The organism is Christiangramia echinicola DSM 19838, assembly GCF_000423065.1.
Classification (GTDB): domain Bacteria; phylum Bacteroidota; class Bacteroidia; order Flavobacteriales; family Flavobacteriaceae; genus Christiangramia; species Christiangramia echinicola.
Window position 1 is genome coordinate 294,554 of the sequence record NZ_AUHG01000010.1, and the last position, 15,866, is coordinate 310,419.

General features: G+C 36.2%; 15 protein-coding genes and 1 tRNA gene. 6 read left to right on the top strand and 10 right to left on the bottom strand.

Annotated features, from left to right (window positions below; all coding sequences use genetic code 11):
- Positions 1 to 10 precede the first annotated feature (10 nt).
- Together G530_RS0101780 and G530_RS0101785 are read left to right on the top strand one after the other, a co-directional pair.
- Positions 11 to 1,168, top strand: a complete 1,158-nt coding sequence (locus G530_RS0101780; protein WP_026932896.1) for a DNA polymerase III subunit — start codon at positions 11 to 13, stop codon at positions 1,166 to 1,168.
- A 3-nt stretch (positions 1,169 to 1,171) separates the two neighbouring features.
- Entirely contained in the window at positions 1,172 to 1,567 is a 396-nt protein-coding gene (locus G530_RS0101785; RefSeq protein ID WP_026932897.1) for a hypothetical protein, read from the top strand.
- Between the two features lie 73 nt (positions 1,568 to 1,640).
- Here G530_RS0101785 and G530_RS0101790 read toward each other — a convergent pair whose 3' ends face one another.
- The 5 genes from G530_RS0101790 to G530_RS0101810 form a co-directional block, all read right to left on the bottom strand.
- Entirely contained in the window at positions 1,641 to 2,198 is a 558-nt protein-coding gene (locus G530_RS0101790) for an OmpH/Skp family outer membrane protein (protein WP_026932898.1), read from the bottom strand.
- A 211-nt stretch (positions 2,199 to 2,409) separates the two neighbouring features.
- Positions 2,410 to 3,279 carry a class I SAM-dependent methyltransferase gene (locus G530_RS0101795; RefSeq protein WP_240472120.1) on the bottom strand — a complete coding sequence of 290 codons (870 nt, stop codon included), beginning with the start codon at positions 3,277 to 3,279 and terminating at the stop codon, positions 2,410 to 2,412.
- A gap of 38 nt (positions 3,280 to 3,317) precedes the next feature.
- Positions 3,318 to 5,189, bottom strand: coding sequence for a tRNA uridine-5-carboxymethylaminomethyl(34) synthesis enzyme MnmG (gene mnmG, locus G530_RS0101800; protein WP_026932900.1), 1,872 nt, complete (start codon positions 5,187 to 5,189; stop codon positions 3,318 to 3,320).
- Between the two features lie 19 nt (positions 5,190 to 5,208).
- On the bottom strand, positions 5,209 to 5,640 hold the full coding sequence (ybeY, locus tag G530_RS0101805) for an rRNA maturation RNase YbeY (RefSeq protein ID WP_026932901.1): 432 nt from the start codon (positions 5,638 to 5,640) through the stop codon (positions 5,209 to 5,211).
- The gene (locus G530_RS0101810; protein WP_240472121.1) at positions 5,621 to 8,851 is read right to left on the bottom strand and encodes a DUF4175 family protein; all 3,231 of its coding nucleotides are present in this window, start codon (positions 8,849 to 8,851) and stop codon (positions 5,621 to 5,623) included. The genes ybeY and G530_RS0101810 overlap by 20 nt, the downstream gene beginning before the upstream one ends.
- A 133-nt stretch (positions 8,852 to 8,984) precedes the next feature.
- Between G530_RS0101810 and gltX the strand changes: the two genes are divergently transcribed.
- Complete coding sequence (gltX, locus tag G530_RS0101815) at positions 8,985 to 10,502, top strand: glutamate--tRNA ligase (protein ID WP_026932903.1); 1,518 nt, start codon at positions 8,985 to 8,987, stop codon at positions 10,500 to 10,502.
- Positions 10,503 to 10,621: 119 nt separating this feature from the next.
- A complete protein-coding gene (locus tag G530_RS0101820) occupies positions 10,622 to 11,581 on the top strand; it encodes an SPFH domain-containing protein (protein WP_026932904.1) in 960 nt (319 codons plus the stop codon).
- Between the two features lie 51 nt (positions 11,582 to 11,632).
- Here the strand turns inward: G530_RS0101820 and G530_RS0101825 are convergent, their stop codons facing one another.
- From G530_RS0101825 to G530_RS0101840, 4 genes are all read right to left on the bottom strand, one after another.
- Positions 11,633 to 11,866 (bottom strand): DUF6327 family protein, encoded by a 234-nt coding sequence (locus G530_RS0101825; RefSeq protein WP_026932905.1) that lies wholly within the window; start codon positions 11,864 to 11,866, stop codon positions 11,633 to 11,635.
- Positions 11,866 to 12,225, bottom strand: a complete 360-nt coding sequence (locus G530_RS0101830; RefSeq protein WP_026932906.1) for a phage holin family protein — start codon at positions 12,223 to 12,225, stop codon at positions 11,866 to 11,868. Before G530_RS0101830 ends, G530_RS0101825 begins: the two co-directional genes overlap by 1 nt.
- Before the next feature lie 6 nt (positions 12,226 to 12,231).
- Complete coding sequence (locus tag G530_RS0101835; protein ID WP_026932907.1) at positions 12,232 to 12,606, bottom strand: YtxH domain-containing protein; 375 nt, start codon at positions 12,604 to 12,606, stop codon at positions 12,232 to 12,234.
- 128 nt (positions 12,607 to 12,734) lie between these two features.
- A complete protein-coding gene (locus G530_RS0101840; protein WP_026932908.1) occupies positions 12,735 to 14,414 on the bottom strand; it encodes a glutamine--tRNA ligase/YqeY domain fusion protein in 1,680 nt (559 codons plus the stop codon).
- A gap of 168 nt (positions 14,415 to 14,582) precedes the next feature.
- Between G530_RS0101840 and folB the strand changes: the two genes are divergently transcribed.
- Both folB and G530_RS0101850 read left to right on the top strand, forming a co-directional pair.
- Positions 14,583 to 14,939 (top strand): dihydroneopterin aldolase, encoded by a 357-nt coding sequence (folB, locus tag G530_RS0101845; protein WP_026932909.1) that lies wholly within the window; start codon positions 14,583 to 14,585, stop codon positions 14,937 to 14,939.
- 50 nt (positions 14,940 to 14,989) lie between these two features.
- Positions 14,990 to 15,060: transfer RNA gene (locus G530_RS0101850), tRNA-Cys, on the top strand.
- 32 nt (positions 15,061 to 15,092) lie between these two features.
- On the opposite strand, the gene G530_RS0101855 is transcribed toward G530_RS0101850, so the two are convergent.
- Positions 15,093 to 15,824 carry a LysE family translocator gene (locus G530_RS0101855; RefSeq protein WP_026932910.1) on the bottom strand — a complete coding sequence of 244 codons (732 nt, stop codon included), beginning with the start codon at positions 15,822 to 15,824 and terminating at the stop codon, positions 15,093 to 15,095.
- Positions 15,825 to 15,866 lie beyond the last annotated feature (42 nt).

Here is a 15,866-nt window from a genome sequence, read left to right on the forward strand (position 1 = left end):
ATATTTGCCTATGCTTTTTAACGAAATAATTGGTCTTCCACACATTAAAAATCACCTGACGACCACCGCCGACAGAAATAGAATTCCGCATGCTCAACTTTTTACCGGACAACCGGGAAGTGGCGCTTTACCTATGGCCATCGCTTATGCTCAATATATTCTATGTAATAATTCTGGCGGAGAAAATAACAATGAAAAGGCTAAAGCCTGCAATTTGAAGTTCAAAAATTATTCGCATCCAGATCTGCATTTTGCCTTTCCTGTTGCGAACAATGATAAGGTAAAAAAGAACCCTGTTTCATCCCATTTCCTGGAGGAATGGAGAACCTTTTTAAAAAGCACCCCATACGGAAGTTTATATGACTGGTATCAAAATCTTGGAGTTGAGAAAAAACAGGCACAAATAAGTGTCCATGAGGCTCAGGATATTGTGAAATCTCTTTCCTTAAAAGCATATGAAGGTGGTTTTAAAGTAATGATCATCTGGATGGCCGAAAAAATGAATATAGCGGCTTCTAATAAATTGCTTAAGCTAATAGAAGAACCTCCTAATAAGACAGTTTTTATTCTGGTTGCTGAAGATGAAGAAAATATAATTCAAACCATAAGGTCACGTTGCCAGAGTCTGCATTTTCCTCCTTTAAGTGAAGCAGATATTTCTCAAGCATTAATAGAGCGTGAACATTGTACTCCCTCCATAGCCAGGAAAATTGCACACCAGGCAAATGGAGATTTTACCAAAGCTATTCATATTCTAAATAAAAATGCGGGAGACGAACAGTTTGAAGCCTGGTTCATTAGCTGGATAAGAAGTGCCTTTAAAGCGAAAGGGAATAAAGCGACAGTGCTGGAATTAGTGGCGTGGAGTGAGGAAATCGCTGCTCTGGGAAGAGAAACCCAGAAAAGTTTCTTATTATACTGCATGGATTTTTTCCGGCAGTCATTAATGATAAATTATAAGGCTAAGAACCTGGTCTACCTGGAGCCTTCAGCCGAAAAGTTCAAGCTGGAAAATTTTGCGCCATTTGTACATGGTAATAATATTATGGAAATTACAGAAGCTCTTGAAAATGCTATTTATCATATCGAGCGAAATGGAAATGCCAAAATTATCCTGACCGATCTTTCAATTAAATTAACCCGATTTTTACATAAAAAAGCAGCTTAACACATGGAAAATATTACTTCAAATTTAACTGAACTATTAATCCTTATTTTTATCATTATCACTTTTTTACAATCTGGAATAGATAAAGCATCAGACTGGGGTGGGAATACTGGATGGCTTAAAGATCATTTTTCTGGTACTATCCTCGCCGGGATTGTACCCTTGATGGTTGGTATCATTCTAATAATTGAAGTCATAACCGGCCTTTTAGCCGTTGCTGGTATCTGGAAAATATTAGCTAGTAATGACCCAACCCTGGCTCTATATTCATGTGCGCTTGCATGTATCACTTTATTAATGTTATTATTTGGTCAGCGTATAGCTAAAGATTACGCCGGTGCTTTTACCTTAACTGGATACTTTATCGTTTGTATGTTTGGTGTTTATATAATGAGCTAGGATTTCAACTTAAGACATAAAAAAAAGCTTCAGAATTATCTGAAGCTTTTTTTATTTTCTATAAACTACCGGATTAGTCTTCTACTTCTTCCTCTGTAGTTTCCGTTTCCACTTCTTCGCTTCCACCGTAATCTTCATTTAATTTTTCAAGAATGTCCTGAGTGATATCAAGTCCTTCTTCAGCATACATAATGTTAGCACTCTCGTTAGAACCAAATATATAAGTATACCCATTATCCTTACCGTAATCTTTTACGTAATCTTTGATCTTATTTACGATAGAATCCATTACAACATTGCTCTGCTCTCTTAAACGATTGCTTTGCATTTGCTGTTGCTGTTGAAGCATTTGTTGCTTCTGCATTAACTCCTGCTCTTTCTCCTTACGTTGAGATTCAGACATTGAATTCATATCAGACTGGTATGCCTGAACTTCTTGTTGGAAAACACGCGCTACGGAATCTAATTGTTGTCTAACAGAATCTGACTTGGAAGTGAACTCTGCCTCCACATCTTTCATCTCTTTATATTCCTGAACAATTTTCGTAGTGTCCACATAAGCTGTTTTTTGCTCATTACATGAAACCATCATAATTGCAACTGCTGCAATTCCAATAAATCTTCTGATCATAATTTTTCGTTTTGTGTGGCAAATGTATAAAAGTATTTTTAGTACAGAAGCCTAATTTTTAATTGATATAAGGATTTACTATTGAATATATTTTCTATATAATTAATACTTATTAAAAATAAGTGATTTCAAAGCTTAATACAGGCCGTATCCAGAATAAGGCTATATAACGGATATCCAAAGCAGCGAAAGTCCTTAAAAACGGCTTAAATTACGTTTTGAGTGATTTTTTAAAGAAATAAGCGATGGAAGAATACTCACCAGAATTTCTGGCCTTGATATTCGAAACTAATCCGCGATAAAAGGCATTTATAAAATTAGTTTTCGAATTTTTATTTTTTTCACTTAAAAGGCTCACATAATAAGAATCAAATTTCAATGGCTTCTCATCTATGAGTTTAAAATGATTCTCAGATAGCTTTCTTTCTATTCCTTTTCTGGAAAAATGCCAAAGGTGTCTAGGTACATCCCAGGCAGCCCAATCTTTTTTATAATAGTTAGCTTCGTAAGAATTATGATTTGGAACAGCAATAATTAAAATTCCGTCGTCATCTAAAAGTTCATAAAACTCGTTGATCTTTTGTTCAAGGTCTGGTAGATGTTCCAGAACATGCCAAAGGCTTATAACCTTAAATTTCTTATTCTGAATTTTAGAAAGATCGTCTTTTAAATTAAGCCCTTTCAAAACTCCCAATTCCCTGGCAGTTTTATTTGGCTCTACTCCTTCTACGTTCCAGAGATAAGATTTCATCTTATTAAGAAATTCTCCTGTGCCTGCTCCCACATCTAAAATTGTTCCCTGCTTAAAGTACCTTCTAATCCAACTGGCTTTTTTAGAAAGCATATGGGATTTAACCAGCTGATATATTTTATCCTGAAGATTACCCCTGGAATCACTATGGGAAATATAATCTTCGCTTTCGTAATATTTAGAAAGATCTAATGGAACGGGATCTGTTCTTAGAATACCATCTTCGTATTTCAAAATTTGAAATTCCTCCCCACTAACCAAATGATCTTTACAAACCATTTCAGGATCATTTTCAATTTTAGAATCGTATTTATTTACAGTTGAAATCAAAAATAAATTGCTATGTTCCACGTGGAACAGTGATATAATTATCTACCCATATAAACCAACAATACCGAAATATCATTTGGACTAACTCCACTGATTCTAGATGCCTGCGAAATGGTTGCCGGCTGAACTTTTTTCAGTTTCTCTCTTGCCTCGTAAGACATAGATTTTATTTTAGAGTAATCGAAGTTATTCGGAATACGAATATTCTCTAAACGATTTAATTTATCAGCATTATTCTTTTCCTTTTCTATGTATCCGGAATATTTAACTTGAATTTCGGTCTGTTCTATCATTTCTTCATCCAGATCATTTTCTGAAATAAACTCCTCTACCCCACTGAAATTTTTTACATCTTCCATGGTGATCTGAGGTCTTGAAAAAACTTTAAAAACTTTATCGCTTTGTTTCATAGGAGAAGATTTTCTCTTCTCTAAAACAGGATTTGCTTCTTCGGGAACTACACTAAGATCTTTCAGAAACTGAACGAATTTAAAAGATTTCTCTTTTTTATCTTCCATCTTCCTCATTCGATCTTCAGAAGCCAGACCAATATTATAGGATTTTTCAGTTAACCTGAAATCGGCATTATCCTGTCTTAACAATGTCCTGTATTCGGCACGCGAAGTAAACATTCTATATGGCTCTTCTGTACCTTTTGTAATAAGATCATCTATAAGAACACCAATATAAGCCTCATTACGTTTAAGTATAAATTCATCCTTCTCCTGAACTTTTAAAGCAGCATTTATTCCCGCCATCATTCCCTGGCAAGCGGCTTCTTCATATCCAGTGGTTCCATTAATCTGTCCCGCAAAATATAAACCTTCAACCAGTTTAGTTTCGAGTGTATGCTTTAATTGTGTTGGCGGGAAATAATCATATTCGATAGCATAACCAGGACGGAAAAATTTTACATTCTCGAATCCTGCTACAGAACTCAGTGCTTTAAATTGAACATCTTCTGGTAACGATGTTGAGAATCCATTTACATAAACCTCTACAGTATTCCAGCCTTCTGGTTCAACAAAAAGTTGATGTCTATCCTTATCTGCAAAACGATTGATTTTATCCTCTATAGAGGGACAATATCGTGGACCAATACTTTTTATTCTACCATTAAACATTGGCGACCTATCAAAACCTTCCTTCAATATTTCATGAACCTCATTAGAGGTGTAGGTCATATGACAGGCACGTTGTTTACTTAAAGGTTTTGTTTCGTCTGAATAGGAAAATTTACCAGGTATATCATCTCCAGGTTGCTCAACCATTTTAGAATAATCCAGGGATCTTCCATCCACTCTTGGAGGAGTTCCGGTTTTCATTCTTCCCGCTTCAAAACCAGCTTCGATAAGATCTTTTGTAATTCCAGTTGCGGCTCTTTCTCCTGCTCTACCTCCTCCAAATTGTTTATCTCCTATATGGATCAATCCGTTTAGAAAAGTACCATTAGTACAAACCACAGAATTAGCCATAATTTCTAAACCTAAAGAAGTTCTAACTCCTACAACTTTGTCATTTTTTATAATTAGACCGGCAACCATTTCCTGGTAAAAATCCAGATTCGGTGTTTGTTCCAGTTTTATTCTCCAGTCCTCTGCAAACCTCATTCGGTCACTTTGAACTCTAGGACTCCACATTGCAGGTCCTTTAGATTTATTCAGCATTTTGAATTGGATGGCGCTGGTATCGCTTACAATACCACTATAACCTCCCATCGCATCGATCTCCCTAACAATTTGCCCTTTGGCAATACCACCCATTGCGGGATTGCAACTCATTTGAGCAATGTTTTGAAGATTCATGGTAATAAGAAGGGTTTTGCTACCCATATTTGCGGCTGCAGCTGCTGCCTCACTTCCGGCATGCCCCGCTCCAACAACAATAACATCATACTGCTTTTCGAACATATCCTGATCTAATTTTTAGCTATTGTTCCACGTGGAACAATTTCATTTTTTCTTCTTCCTTGCGTCGCATTAACTCTTGATCCCTTTCAGATTTATCCTTATAACCACAAAAATGCAACACCCCGTGTATCACTACACGTTTTAATTCTTCCATAAAATCTACGTTGAAATTTGAGGAATTCTCCTCCACTCTATCGGTGCTTATAAATATGTCACCGTGTAAAGTATTACCTATAGAATTATCGAAACTTATAATATCGGTATAGGTGTCATGTGAAAGATATTTTACATTAATATCATGGAGATACTCATCGTCACAAAAAATAAAGTTGATATCACCAACATACTTATTTTCTGATTCTATTACCTGATCCACCCAATTGCGAAAATCATTTTCCTTTTGAAGGACAAAGTCGTTTTCACTGAAAAAATTAATTTCTCCCTTTTCCAAAATAATCCTTTACTTTCTCTTTGTAAATTTGCCGCAAAGGTAAGGTTTGTCTGTTTAAAATTTCAGTAGAATTAAAATATTCTTTTGCCCTATCAATCTGATTCTGAAGACTGTTTTCATAGTCAAGCCTATTCGTTTCAGATTTACGTTTATCGTCTGTACCCTGTAGCTTATGTGCCTTCTCAAATTTAAGTAACTCATATTGTAGTTGCTGCATTCGCTTAGCCGTTTCGGGATCAAAACCTTTATCTAATAATTGCTCCTCTATTTTCTTCATTTCCTCGACCGCCTTATTACCAGATTCCATGCCGTTCTGTTTCAATAACTCTTCCATCTGCATACGCAGCATCTGCTGTTCCTTATATATTATATAAAGATCGCCACTTTGACCTTCACCTTCTCCCTGGGGCTGCCCTTCTTTAGGTTGTTCTTTACCTTTAGATTTCCCTTCCATCTTATCTGTGAGCTGCTGTTGCTCTTTGATAATATCCTGAAGCTGGAATTCCTCCCCACCCTTGCCATTTCCACTTTGTGGATTAGCCATCATCTGTTGCATAGATGAAAGAATTTGATCGAGCAAATTAGCGAGATCATTAGCCCCGGTAACTACATATTGCTGACTAGAGGTTCCCTGTGGAATTTCGTTATCTGATAATCTTTCTATCGACTTTTCTATGTCGAATTCTATATTGGTGAGCTTATCTGTGATCACTTCATTCACCATCGGATTTCTCATGGCAAGTGCATAAAGACTATCATCAATATGCCTGAAGTTCTCTCTAAGATTACTTTGCTCTTTTAATCTGCCGGCATACTTTGGGTTATTCTGCTGAATAACCTTAAAGTCGTCCAGTAGATCTTCCTGTTCAAAAGAAAATACGATCAAATTATCCAGGATCTGCCGTAAGGTTTCAGCATCGGCTTCCAACTGTTCCTGTTGTTGCATCATAGAAGACTGTTGCATTTGCTGACTCATTTGTTTCATCTTCCTGGCCGCATCCTTTTGCTTCTCTTTAGCGTCTGAATTGTTATTCTGTTCCAGATTCTCTTTAGCATCTTTTTGATCTTTCTGAATACTTTCCTCTTCAACCTCTTCCCTATCCAGATCCTGAGGCTGCTTTAATTTTTCATTTTCCTTTTCCAGCTCATTCATCTTATCCTTAAAATCTTCGAATTCCCTGTTTAATTCCTCCTGATTTTCCGGAGTATTTTCATCTTCAGACTCAGATAAATTTTCCTGCTCCTCAGAAAGCTTTTCCAGATCACGAGCTAATTTTTGCTTCTTTTCTTCTACATAATATCTCTTAGTAAGCTCTAAAAGTTGTTCCAGATTCCGTTGATTGTTTTTATTCTGCTTAGACAATTCTTCCAGCTTTTTACCCAGATCTTCTTTCTGGATCTTTTCAGAATATTCCTCCAGCTCTTTCAATAATTCTTCATTTGCTTCCAGCCGTTTCTCATTATTCTCTAATCTTTTACTTAACTCTTCTTCCATTGAAGAACGCTCGCTATCGTCATTTTTCTGAAGACTTTTTTCTAGCTTTTCAGAATAACTCTTCATGATCTCATTCTGCTTCTTTTGCCTTTTTAAGAATTCTTCCAGTTTTTTTCTTTCATTATAATTTAGTTCCTCTTTTTCCTTTTCAAGATTGGAGATCTCTTTAAGTTGCTCCTCGCTCTTTTCATATTCCTCCAGCCTTTCTCCTATATTCTTTATAGCATCGTTTTGTTCCTGCAAATTTTCATCCTTAATTTCATTAAGGCTCTTTTTTCTATAAGTAAAAGTTTCAGACCTGGCAGATTTAGATCCGTTCACCGCATCATTATCAAAAACCCTGAAAAAGTAACTATAACTATTTTCAGCCTCCAATTCTAAATTACCCGGAAAGCTAAAATGAAACTCGTCAAAACTCTCTTTTGAAACCGGAATATTAAGCCTATCTGGCTTTTCTTTATTCTCTTCCGTGAAATACACAAGTTCAAGTCTCCTTAGACCGTAATCGTCTGATATATCTCCTTTAAAATATTGAATATCAAAACTTAAACTATCTTTTTGAGATGAAACCGTAATTTCAGGATATTGATCCTTAATGACATTCACTGTATAATCAAGGTTCTCAAAATCTTCAACTAGTTTATTCGAAGCACTAACGGAATAAGATAAATTGGAAACAAGGATCTTTTTAAAGCTGGCTTTATCATCAACTACCTCTACCACTATTGTAGAATCTGGTATTTTAAAATTGATGTTCCCTGTATTTTTAGTATTAAAGTTCCAGTCAATATTAGTCCCTTCAGGCACAGTTATATTACCGGTTCCGGAAAGTTTTTCATCATTTAAACCCGTATAAGATGGGTAATCTATAGCCATTTCAAAATTGAGAAGCTTAGGAACTTTTATAACTTCCAGTTCGTATTCCTGTGAGATTACTTCGGTAGATCTCAATTGAAATTCTATGTTTTCAGATAGGTCAGAAAAGGTATATTCAAAAATACCAGGAGATATTTGCTTCATGAAATTCTCATTTCCATCTAAAAGAATCTGTACGGTTTCAGGATTAAATTCTCCTAAGGTGCTCACCTGGATTTTATAGTTCTCCCCTTCCCTGGCCCTTAATTGGTTATTCTGAATAATAAACTGAAACGGTGCTGGTTTTAAATAAGCCGTATTATAATCTGAGATTCTGCCAAAGCTTTTTGTGATCACTTCACTTTTCCCTGCTGCGATCAACCCCAGAATTATTAGAACGGGGAAGATCACATACCTAAGATAATATTTGTTCTTTCCCAGATCTATGGCTTTTGAAAATGGAATGGGATTCAACTCTCTGGACCGTTGATTTATACTTGCGATCAAAAGATCAGATTGTTTTGAGTTATTTTTTAACTGAAGTAAATTGGTTAGCTTATCATTAACCCCCGGAAAATGCTTCCCTATGATCCTTGATGCCTCAAATTGATCAATTCCCTTGGAAATTTTCAAAAGCTTGAACAAAGGGATCCCCACGAAATTGAAAAGCAAAAGCAATTCTACGATAATAAATAACCAGAAAAGTATGCTACGACCGGTGGTTGAAAGCCAGAAAAAATATTCCAGCCCTATGATAAGAAGAAAGTAAATAAGGCCAGTGGCAATAAACAATATGCTTCCTTTAAGTATTAGGTTGAGATAATACTTTTTGATGAAAGCTTCCAGTTTGTCCTGCACCATCCCAAAATTCCCCATTTTCAATGCAATGTTTCCTTAAAAATACAATAAAAATTATTCTTATTTCAGATGAGTCCTACTGGGTTTAGGATTGGATTAATAAGGTTGTATCTTTGCCCTCAAAAATCAGAAAAATATGTCTTCTAAAGTAAGAGTAAGATTTGCTCCCAGCCCTACCGGACCATTACATATTGGTGGTGTAAGAACAGCCTTATATAATTATTTATTTGCGAAAAAGCACGGTGGTGATTTTGTATTGAGAATTGAAGATACAGATCAAAACCGTTATGTTGAAGGAGCTGAAGATTATATTATAGAATCTCTTAACTGGTGTGGAATTCCGTTTGATGAAGGCCCGGGAAAAGAGAAAGGATTTGGCCCGTACAGGCAAAGTGAACGTAAGGATAAATATAGAGCCTACGCTGAAAAGCTGATAGAATCTGGCAATGCATACTATGCTTTTGATACTTCAGATGAGCTTGACGCGCATAGAAAAGATCATGAAGAAAAAGGTAAAACTTTTATCTATAACTGGCATAATCGCGAAAAATTAAAGAATTCCATATCGCTTTCTCAGGATGAAGTTCAGCAGAAATTAGAAAATGATGAGGACTATGTGATCAGGTTCAAATCGCCAAAAGATGAAATTTTACATCTAAAAGATGTGATTCGTGGAGATATGGAGATTGATACGAATATCCTTGATGATAAAGTGCTTTTTAAGAGTGACGGGATGCCAACCTATCATTTAGCAAATATTGTAGATGATCATCTAATGGAAATCACTCATGTAATTCGCGGGGAAGAATGGTTGCCTTCTTTAGCCTTACATTATATGCTTTACAGAGCTTTTGGATGGAGTGCTCCAGAATTTGCTCACCTTCCATTGATCTTGAAACCACAGGGTAAAGGGAAATTAAGTAAACGTGATGGCGAAAAAATGGGATTCCCTGTTTTTCCGTTAGAATGGAAAGATCCAGAGACAGATGATATCTCTGCAGGTTACCGCGAGGAAGGCTATTTCCCGGAGGCTGTAGTAAATATGCTGGCATTCTTAGGATGGAACCCAGGGACAGAGCAGGAATTCTTTAAATTAGAAGAATTGACCACAGCCTTTGAACTGGAACGAGTTCATAAAGGTGGAGCTAAATTTGATCCAGAGAAAACAAAATGGTTCCAGCAACATTATATGCAGGAAGCTGATAACGATTTTCTGGCAGATGAATTTCAAATACAGCTGGAGAAAAAAGAGATTACAGCAGAAAAAGAATATATAAAGAAGGTGGTTGCCCTTATCAAAGAAAGAACAGTCTTTGCTGAAGATTTCTGGGATCAGGGATATTTCTTCTTTATTGCCCCTACTTCATTTGATCCTAAAGATTCAAAGAAAGCCTGGAAAGAAGATACGGGTGAATTAATGACCGAACTTAAAGGATTCCTGAATTCTGTTGATAATTTTGAAGCAGAAAGTCTTCAGGAAACGGTAAAAGGCTGGATTAAAAGTAAGGAAATAGGCTTTGGAAAGGTAATGATGCCTTTACGTGTAGCGCTCGTTGGAGCTTTACAGGGTCCAGATCTTTATAAGATTGCTGAATTTATAGGAAAAGAGGAAACTCTGAAAAGAATTCAAAAAGCAGTAGATACTCTTAAGTAGCTATCAAAAAAATATAAAGTTACAACCGGTTTTGAATTATTTTAAAGCCGGTTTTTTTATTTATAAGGATTCACCCTTTTATTCTTAAATTGAAGCATTCTTAATTTAATATTTAATACATGCTCAATTTAGTAATTATACCGGTTTTAGCGATTATAGCTCTTCTGGTTATTGTCTCTGGAATTTTCATAGTTAGGCAACAAAGCTCCGCAGTTGTAGAACGCTTCGGTAAATTCACCAGTATTAGAAACTCTGGTCTTCAATTAAAAATACCAATAATAGACCAGGTTGCTGGAAGAATTAATCTAAAGGTACAACAGTTGGATGTTTTGGTTGAAACTAAGACCAAAGACAATGTTTTTGTCAAACTTAAGATCTCAGTTCAATTCCAGGTTCGTAGAGATAATGTATACGACGCCTTTTACAAGCTTGAAAGCCCTCATGACCAGATAACTGCTTATGTATTTGACGTTGTGCGCGCAGAAGTACCTAAAATGAAGTTAGATGATGTATTTGAACGTAAAGATGACATCGCAATCGCGGTAAACCGTGAATTGAATGAAGCAATGCAGTCTTATGGTTATGATATCATTAAAACCCTGGTTACAGATATTGATCCGGACGTTCAGGTAAAAGCTGCGATGAATCGTATAAATGCCGCTGAACGAGAAAAGGTAGCTGCAGAATATGATGCAGAAGCAGACAGGATTAAGATTGTGGCAAAAGCAAGGGCTGAAGCCGAAAGCAAAAGATTACAGGGACAGGGAATTGCAGACCAGAGAAGAGAAATTGCCCGTGGACTGGAAGAAAGTGTAGATGTTCTTAACAATGTTGGTATTAATTCGCAGGAAGCATCTGCTTTGATCGTGGTAACTCAGCATTATGATACTTTACAGGCTATTGGAGAAGAAACGAATAGTAACTTGATATTACTACCAAATTCTCCACAGGCTGGCAGCGATATGCTGAATAATATGGTTGCTTCCTTTACCGCTTCTAACCAGATTGGTGAAGCAATGAAAGAACAGAACCGAAAACAAGCTGATAAAATAAAAGGTAAATCAAATAAAGATGAATAGAAAAAAGCCCCAATCGGGGCTTTGATTTTTTTTAAGTGATAGTATGAATGATTAACTTTTTGTAGAAGCAACTACTTTTTTAACCCCTATTATTTTAGAAACAGCTTTAAGCACCAATGCTTTTTGCATAATAGAACCTATAATACTGCCAGCCAGAGAAACCGGAGAAAGACTTTGTTTAGTTTGATCTATACTTAATTTGATCTCCTCCTTATCTATTTCCGTCTGAAGTTTAAGAATCTTAAGATCCTTATCTATTTCTTCAAAAGATGAATATATTCTCATTAGTCATTTTTATCGTCAAATACAGCCTTTGAGAACTTTCTCAGTACAAGCTTCTCAATTGGTTCCTTTCCAAATATAAAAATCAGGACAAAAACTATTAAATAGAATCCACCTATAATAAAATATCCAGAACTTGGAACTCCAATAGCTTCACTAATCACTATCGCAAGGGCAAAAGAAAGCATAACGCCAGCTGTACTCAATAAAAAACCCATCACCAGAAAACGAACTAAGGAGGTTGCCCCCTTCATTCCCTGTTTAAAGGCTTTTAGTTTATAATATTCAGAATTGCTGTGTAAAAACGACTGAACATTATTATTTAGATCATGTACACTGTTGGATACCTTTTCAAATGCCATATAATATTATACTACTGCTTTATCTGGAGAATTTCCAGTAGACTTATTTTCTTTGTCTTTCTGCAATTTAGCATTTTGTTTTCTTAATTCCTCAAGTTTAGTTTCCATAGCAGCCAGAATATCATCTGCTTTGTGACTTGCAGAAGATAAAGTTTCTTCAAGTCTTACCTCAAAATCCACTCTTGCTTTTTTGGCCTTTTCACTCAAGTTAGAACTTGTTTCATGATAACGCTTGTTAAGGTTACCCTGAGCCTTTTGGGCATCACTCTTCAATTTTTTGCGTGTCTTTTCCCCGCTATCTGGAGCATAAAGTAATCCTACTCCGGCACCTATTGCCGCTCCTGTGATTAATGCCAAAAGTGTATTTCCTGTACTTGCCATAAGTTTTTGAATTTTAAGTTATTATTATTCTACCAAAGGTAACGGATGCGTCTCCTATAGGTTGTTAATAACCGGTTAATATGTTAAAAGTGCTATGCTAAAGTATTCTTAAAAAAAAGAACTAACACCTAATTCTTGATCTTAGCCCAGGAATCACGCAAGCCTACGGTTCTATTAAATACAGGCTTAGCTTCTGTAGAATCCCTGTCTACACAAAAATAACCAATTCGCTGAAACTGAACTTTATCCTGAACACTGGCATCTTTCAAACTTGGTTCTAAATATCCGGTCACTACTTTTAGAGATTCCGGATTCACGAAATCAAGATAATCTTTATCCTTTACACCGTCGGGGGTTTCTTCAGTGAATAACCTGTCATAAAGCCTAATTTCAGCTTTAAGGGCATGTTTTATCGATACCCAGTGAAGGGTTCCCTTAACTTTTCTAAGTGATTCTTCAGTTCCACTTCCACTTTTACTTTTAGGATCGTAAGTACAATGGATTTCGGTAATATTCCCTTCAGAATCCTTTACGACATCTTCTCCCTTGATGATATAAGCATTCTTAAGCCTTACTTCTTTTCCTAATGTGAGTCTAAAGAATTTTCTATTAGCGCTCTCTTTGAAATCTTCTTTTTCAATGTATAATTCACGTGAAAAAGGAACTTTTCTGCTGCCGGCAGATTCATCTTCAGGATTATTTTCGGCCTGCAGCCATTCTTCTTCTCCCTCAGGATAATTTGTGATTACAAGTTTAACGGGATCTAAAACTCCCATAACTCTTGGGGCAACTTTATTAAGATCTTCCCTGGCACAAAATTCAAGATGAGAAACATCAATTAGATTTTCCCTTTTCCCTACACCAATAGAATCGGCAAATTTTCTGATCGCATCTGGAGTATAACCTCTTCTTCTTAAACCTGAAATTGTAGGCATTCGAGGATCATCCCATGAATTTACATATCCTTTTTCTACCAGTTGTAATAGTTTTCTTTTACTAACGATGGTATGACTAAGATTTCTCCTGGCGAATTCACGTTGTTTAGGCTCAAAATCTCCTGGTTTACTAACCTTTTTAATGAACCAGTTATATAATTCACGATGTGGAAGAAACTCGAGTGTACAGAATGAATGTGAAACATGCTCGATAAAATCACTTTCGCCATGTGCCCAGTCATACATCGGGTAGATCTTCCAATCTGTCCCTGTACGATGGTGACTTTTATGAAGACATCTGTACATCACAGGATCTCTCATAAGCATATTGGTAGCACCCATGCTAATTTTGGCTCTTAAGACATCACCTTTTTCCGGAGTGTCTCCATTTTTCATTTTTTCGAACAGTTCAAGGTTTTCTTCTACTGAACGATTTCTATATGGACTATCTGTTCCTGGTTGGGTTGGAGTACCTTTTTGCTCAGCGATCTCTTCAGAAGTCTGACTATCAACATAAGCATCTCCATTTTTGATCATCTCTACAGCCCAGTCATATAGCTGTTGAAAATAATCTGAGGCATAACATTCTTCGGCCCATTTAAAACCAAGCCATTCTATATCTGCCTTAATAGCATCTACATATTCCTGCTCCTCTTTCATTGGATTGGTATCATCAAAGCGCAGGTTTACCGGGGCATTATATCTCTCGCCCAGACCAAAATTAAGGCAAATAGAAGACGCGTGACCTATATGTAGATAACCATTAGGCTCCGGAGGAAACCGAAACTTAAGTTCTTCTTTTTTATAGTCCTTTTGCAGGTCTTCTTCAATGATTTGCTCTATGAAATTGAGCGACTTTTTTCCTTCGTCCATAACTGATTTAAAATAAAAGGCAAATTTATCAAAAATTAAGTGGTTACAGTTAGTTTAGAGCTAATAGTATCATTAAAATTAATTCCTTAGAATTGGATAGCCTTAAGAAAAACTTATCCAGGAGCTCAAATTATATACTTTACAATTTATCTTTGTAAAAAAATTATTGTGGGAGTAATAAAACTTAAGAATATCAAGGTGTTTTCATATCATGGATGCCTTGATGAAGAAAGTAAAATAGGTAGTGAATATAGGATAGATCTTAAGGTTTATGGTGATCTTTCTCATTCAGCTAAGACAGATAAGCTTAGCGATACGATAGATTATGTTCATTTGAATAAAATAGTGAAGGAAGAAATGGCCATACGTTCCAAATTACTTGAGAGTGTGGCAGAAAGAATTCTGAACCGAATCATGGACGAACTCATTATGGTTCAGAAGGCTAAGGTTGAAGTTTCTAAAATTAATCCGCCTATTGGTGGTAATGTAGCGATGGTCACGGTAAGCAGAACGAAATCCCGTTAGATTTTAGTTTTGAAACTTAAAATTTTTATTACATTTGCCTTCCCTTAAAGGGCATCGTGGCCGAGTGGCTAGGCAGAGGTCTGCAAAACCTTGTACAGCGGTTCGAATCCGCTCGATGCCTCAACAAAGCTTCCTGTAACCGGGAAGCTTTTTTTATTCCTCGTTGTTGTTCGTGAAGTTTTCTAATTTCCCAATCAAAGAATCTTTGGGAGTAATTTCATCTATCTGATCCTTAATTTCGTCTACCTGGTTCGGGAATAACCCCTGAAAGATAAGTACAACACCAAATACTATCAAAATTACGCTAATCGCTTTCTTCATAACATAAATACGATTAGGTGTTAATTTCCTATTCAGTTTTTTAGCAAGAAGGATCTTGGCTATATCAACAATTAAATACGTTACCAGCACACTACTTAGAAAAACAGATATCCTATTGGGCTCCATATCCAGTTTAGGCCCAAATACGATGATTACTCCGAGCCAGAAGCCCAGAACCCCAATATTGATAAAATTAAGCAGGAAACCCTTTGCACAGAGGCTGAAGTAGTCGCTCTTGGGTAGTTTTCTAATTTCAGGAGTTTCATCATCGGTATGCAACACCTTTTTAGTCTGAATAAAACTCATCAAACCATAGGTAGCCAGTATCATTCCACCAAAAATAAATAAGGCTGGATCATCCTTTAAACTTTCTAAAAGTTTGGTAGTACTAAAATAGGCAATGGCAATGAAGACTATATCTGCCAGAATTACTCCTATATCCAATGCAAAAGCAGCCCTGAATCCTTTAATGGCAGCGGTTTCCAGCAATACAAAAAACACCGGACCAAATAGAAAAGCCAGGAAAATACCTAGTGGTAGGGCAGCTAAAACATCCTGAAACATACAGATTAGTTGTTTTGCAAATGTAAACTTTTTGAACTTTTA

Bases quoted from the DNA above. Each gene is read 5' to 3' on its own strand.
- G530_RS0101780 (WP_026932896.1), top strand. From the start codon at position 11: ATGCTTTTTAACGAAATAATTGGTCTTCCACACATTAAAAATCACCTG.
- G530_RS0101785 (WP_026932897.1), top strand. From the start codon at position 1,172: ATGGAAAATATTACTTCAAATTTAACTGAACTATTAATCCTTATTTTT.
- G530_RS0101790 (WP_026932898.1), bottom strand. From the start codon at position 2,198: ATGATCAGAAGATTTATTGGAATTGCAGCAGTTGCAATTATGATGGTT.
- mnmG (WP_026932900.1), bottom strand. From the start codon at position 5,189: ATGTTCGAAAAGCAGTATGATGTTATTGTTGTTGGAGCGGGGCATGCC.
- G530_RS0101810 (WP_240472121.1), bottom strand. From the start codon at position 8,851: ATGGTGCAGGACAAACTGGAAGCTTTCATCAAAAAGTATTATCTCAAC.
- gltX (WP_026932903.1), top strand. From the start codon at position 8,985: ATGTCTTCTAAAGTAAGAGTAAGATTTGCTCCCAGCCCTACCGGACCA.
- G530_RS0101820 (WP_026932904.1), top strand. From the start codon at position 10,622: ATGCTCAATTTAGTAATTATACCGGTTTTAGCGATTATAGCTCTTCTG.
- G530_RS0101825 (WP_026932905.1), bottom strand. From the start codon at position 11,866: ATGAGAATATATTCATCTTTTGAAGAAATAGATAAGGATCTTAAGATT.
- G530_RS0101830 (WP_026932906.1), bottom strand. From the start codon at position 12,225: ATGGCATTTGAAAAGGTATCCAACAGTGTACATGATCTAAATAATAAT.
- G530_RS0101835 (WP_026932907.1), bottom strand. From the start codon at position 12,606: ATGGCAAGTACAGGAAATACACTTTTGGCATTAATCACAGGAGCGGCA.
- G530_RS0101840 (WP_026932908.1), bottom strand. From the start codon at position 14,414: ATGGACGAAGGAAAAAAGTCGCTCAATTTCATAGAGCAAATCATTGAA.
- G530_RS0101855 (WP_026932910.1), bottom strand. From the start codon at position 15,824: ATGTTTCAGGATGTTTTAGCTGCCCTACCACTAGGTATTTTCCTGGCT.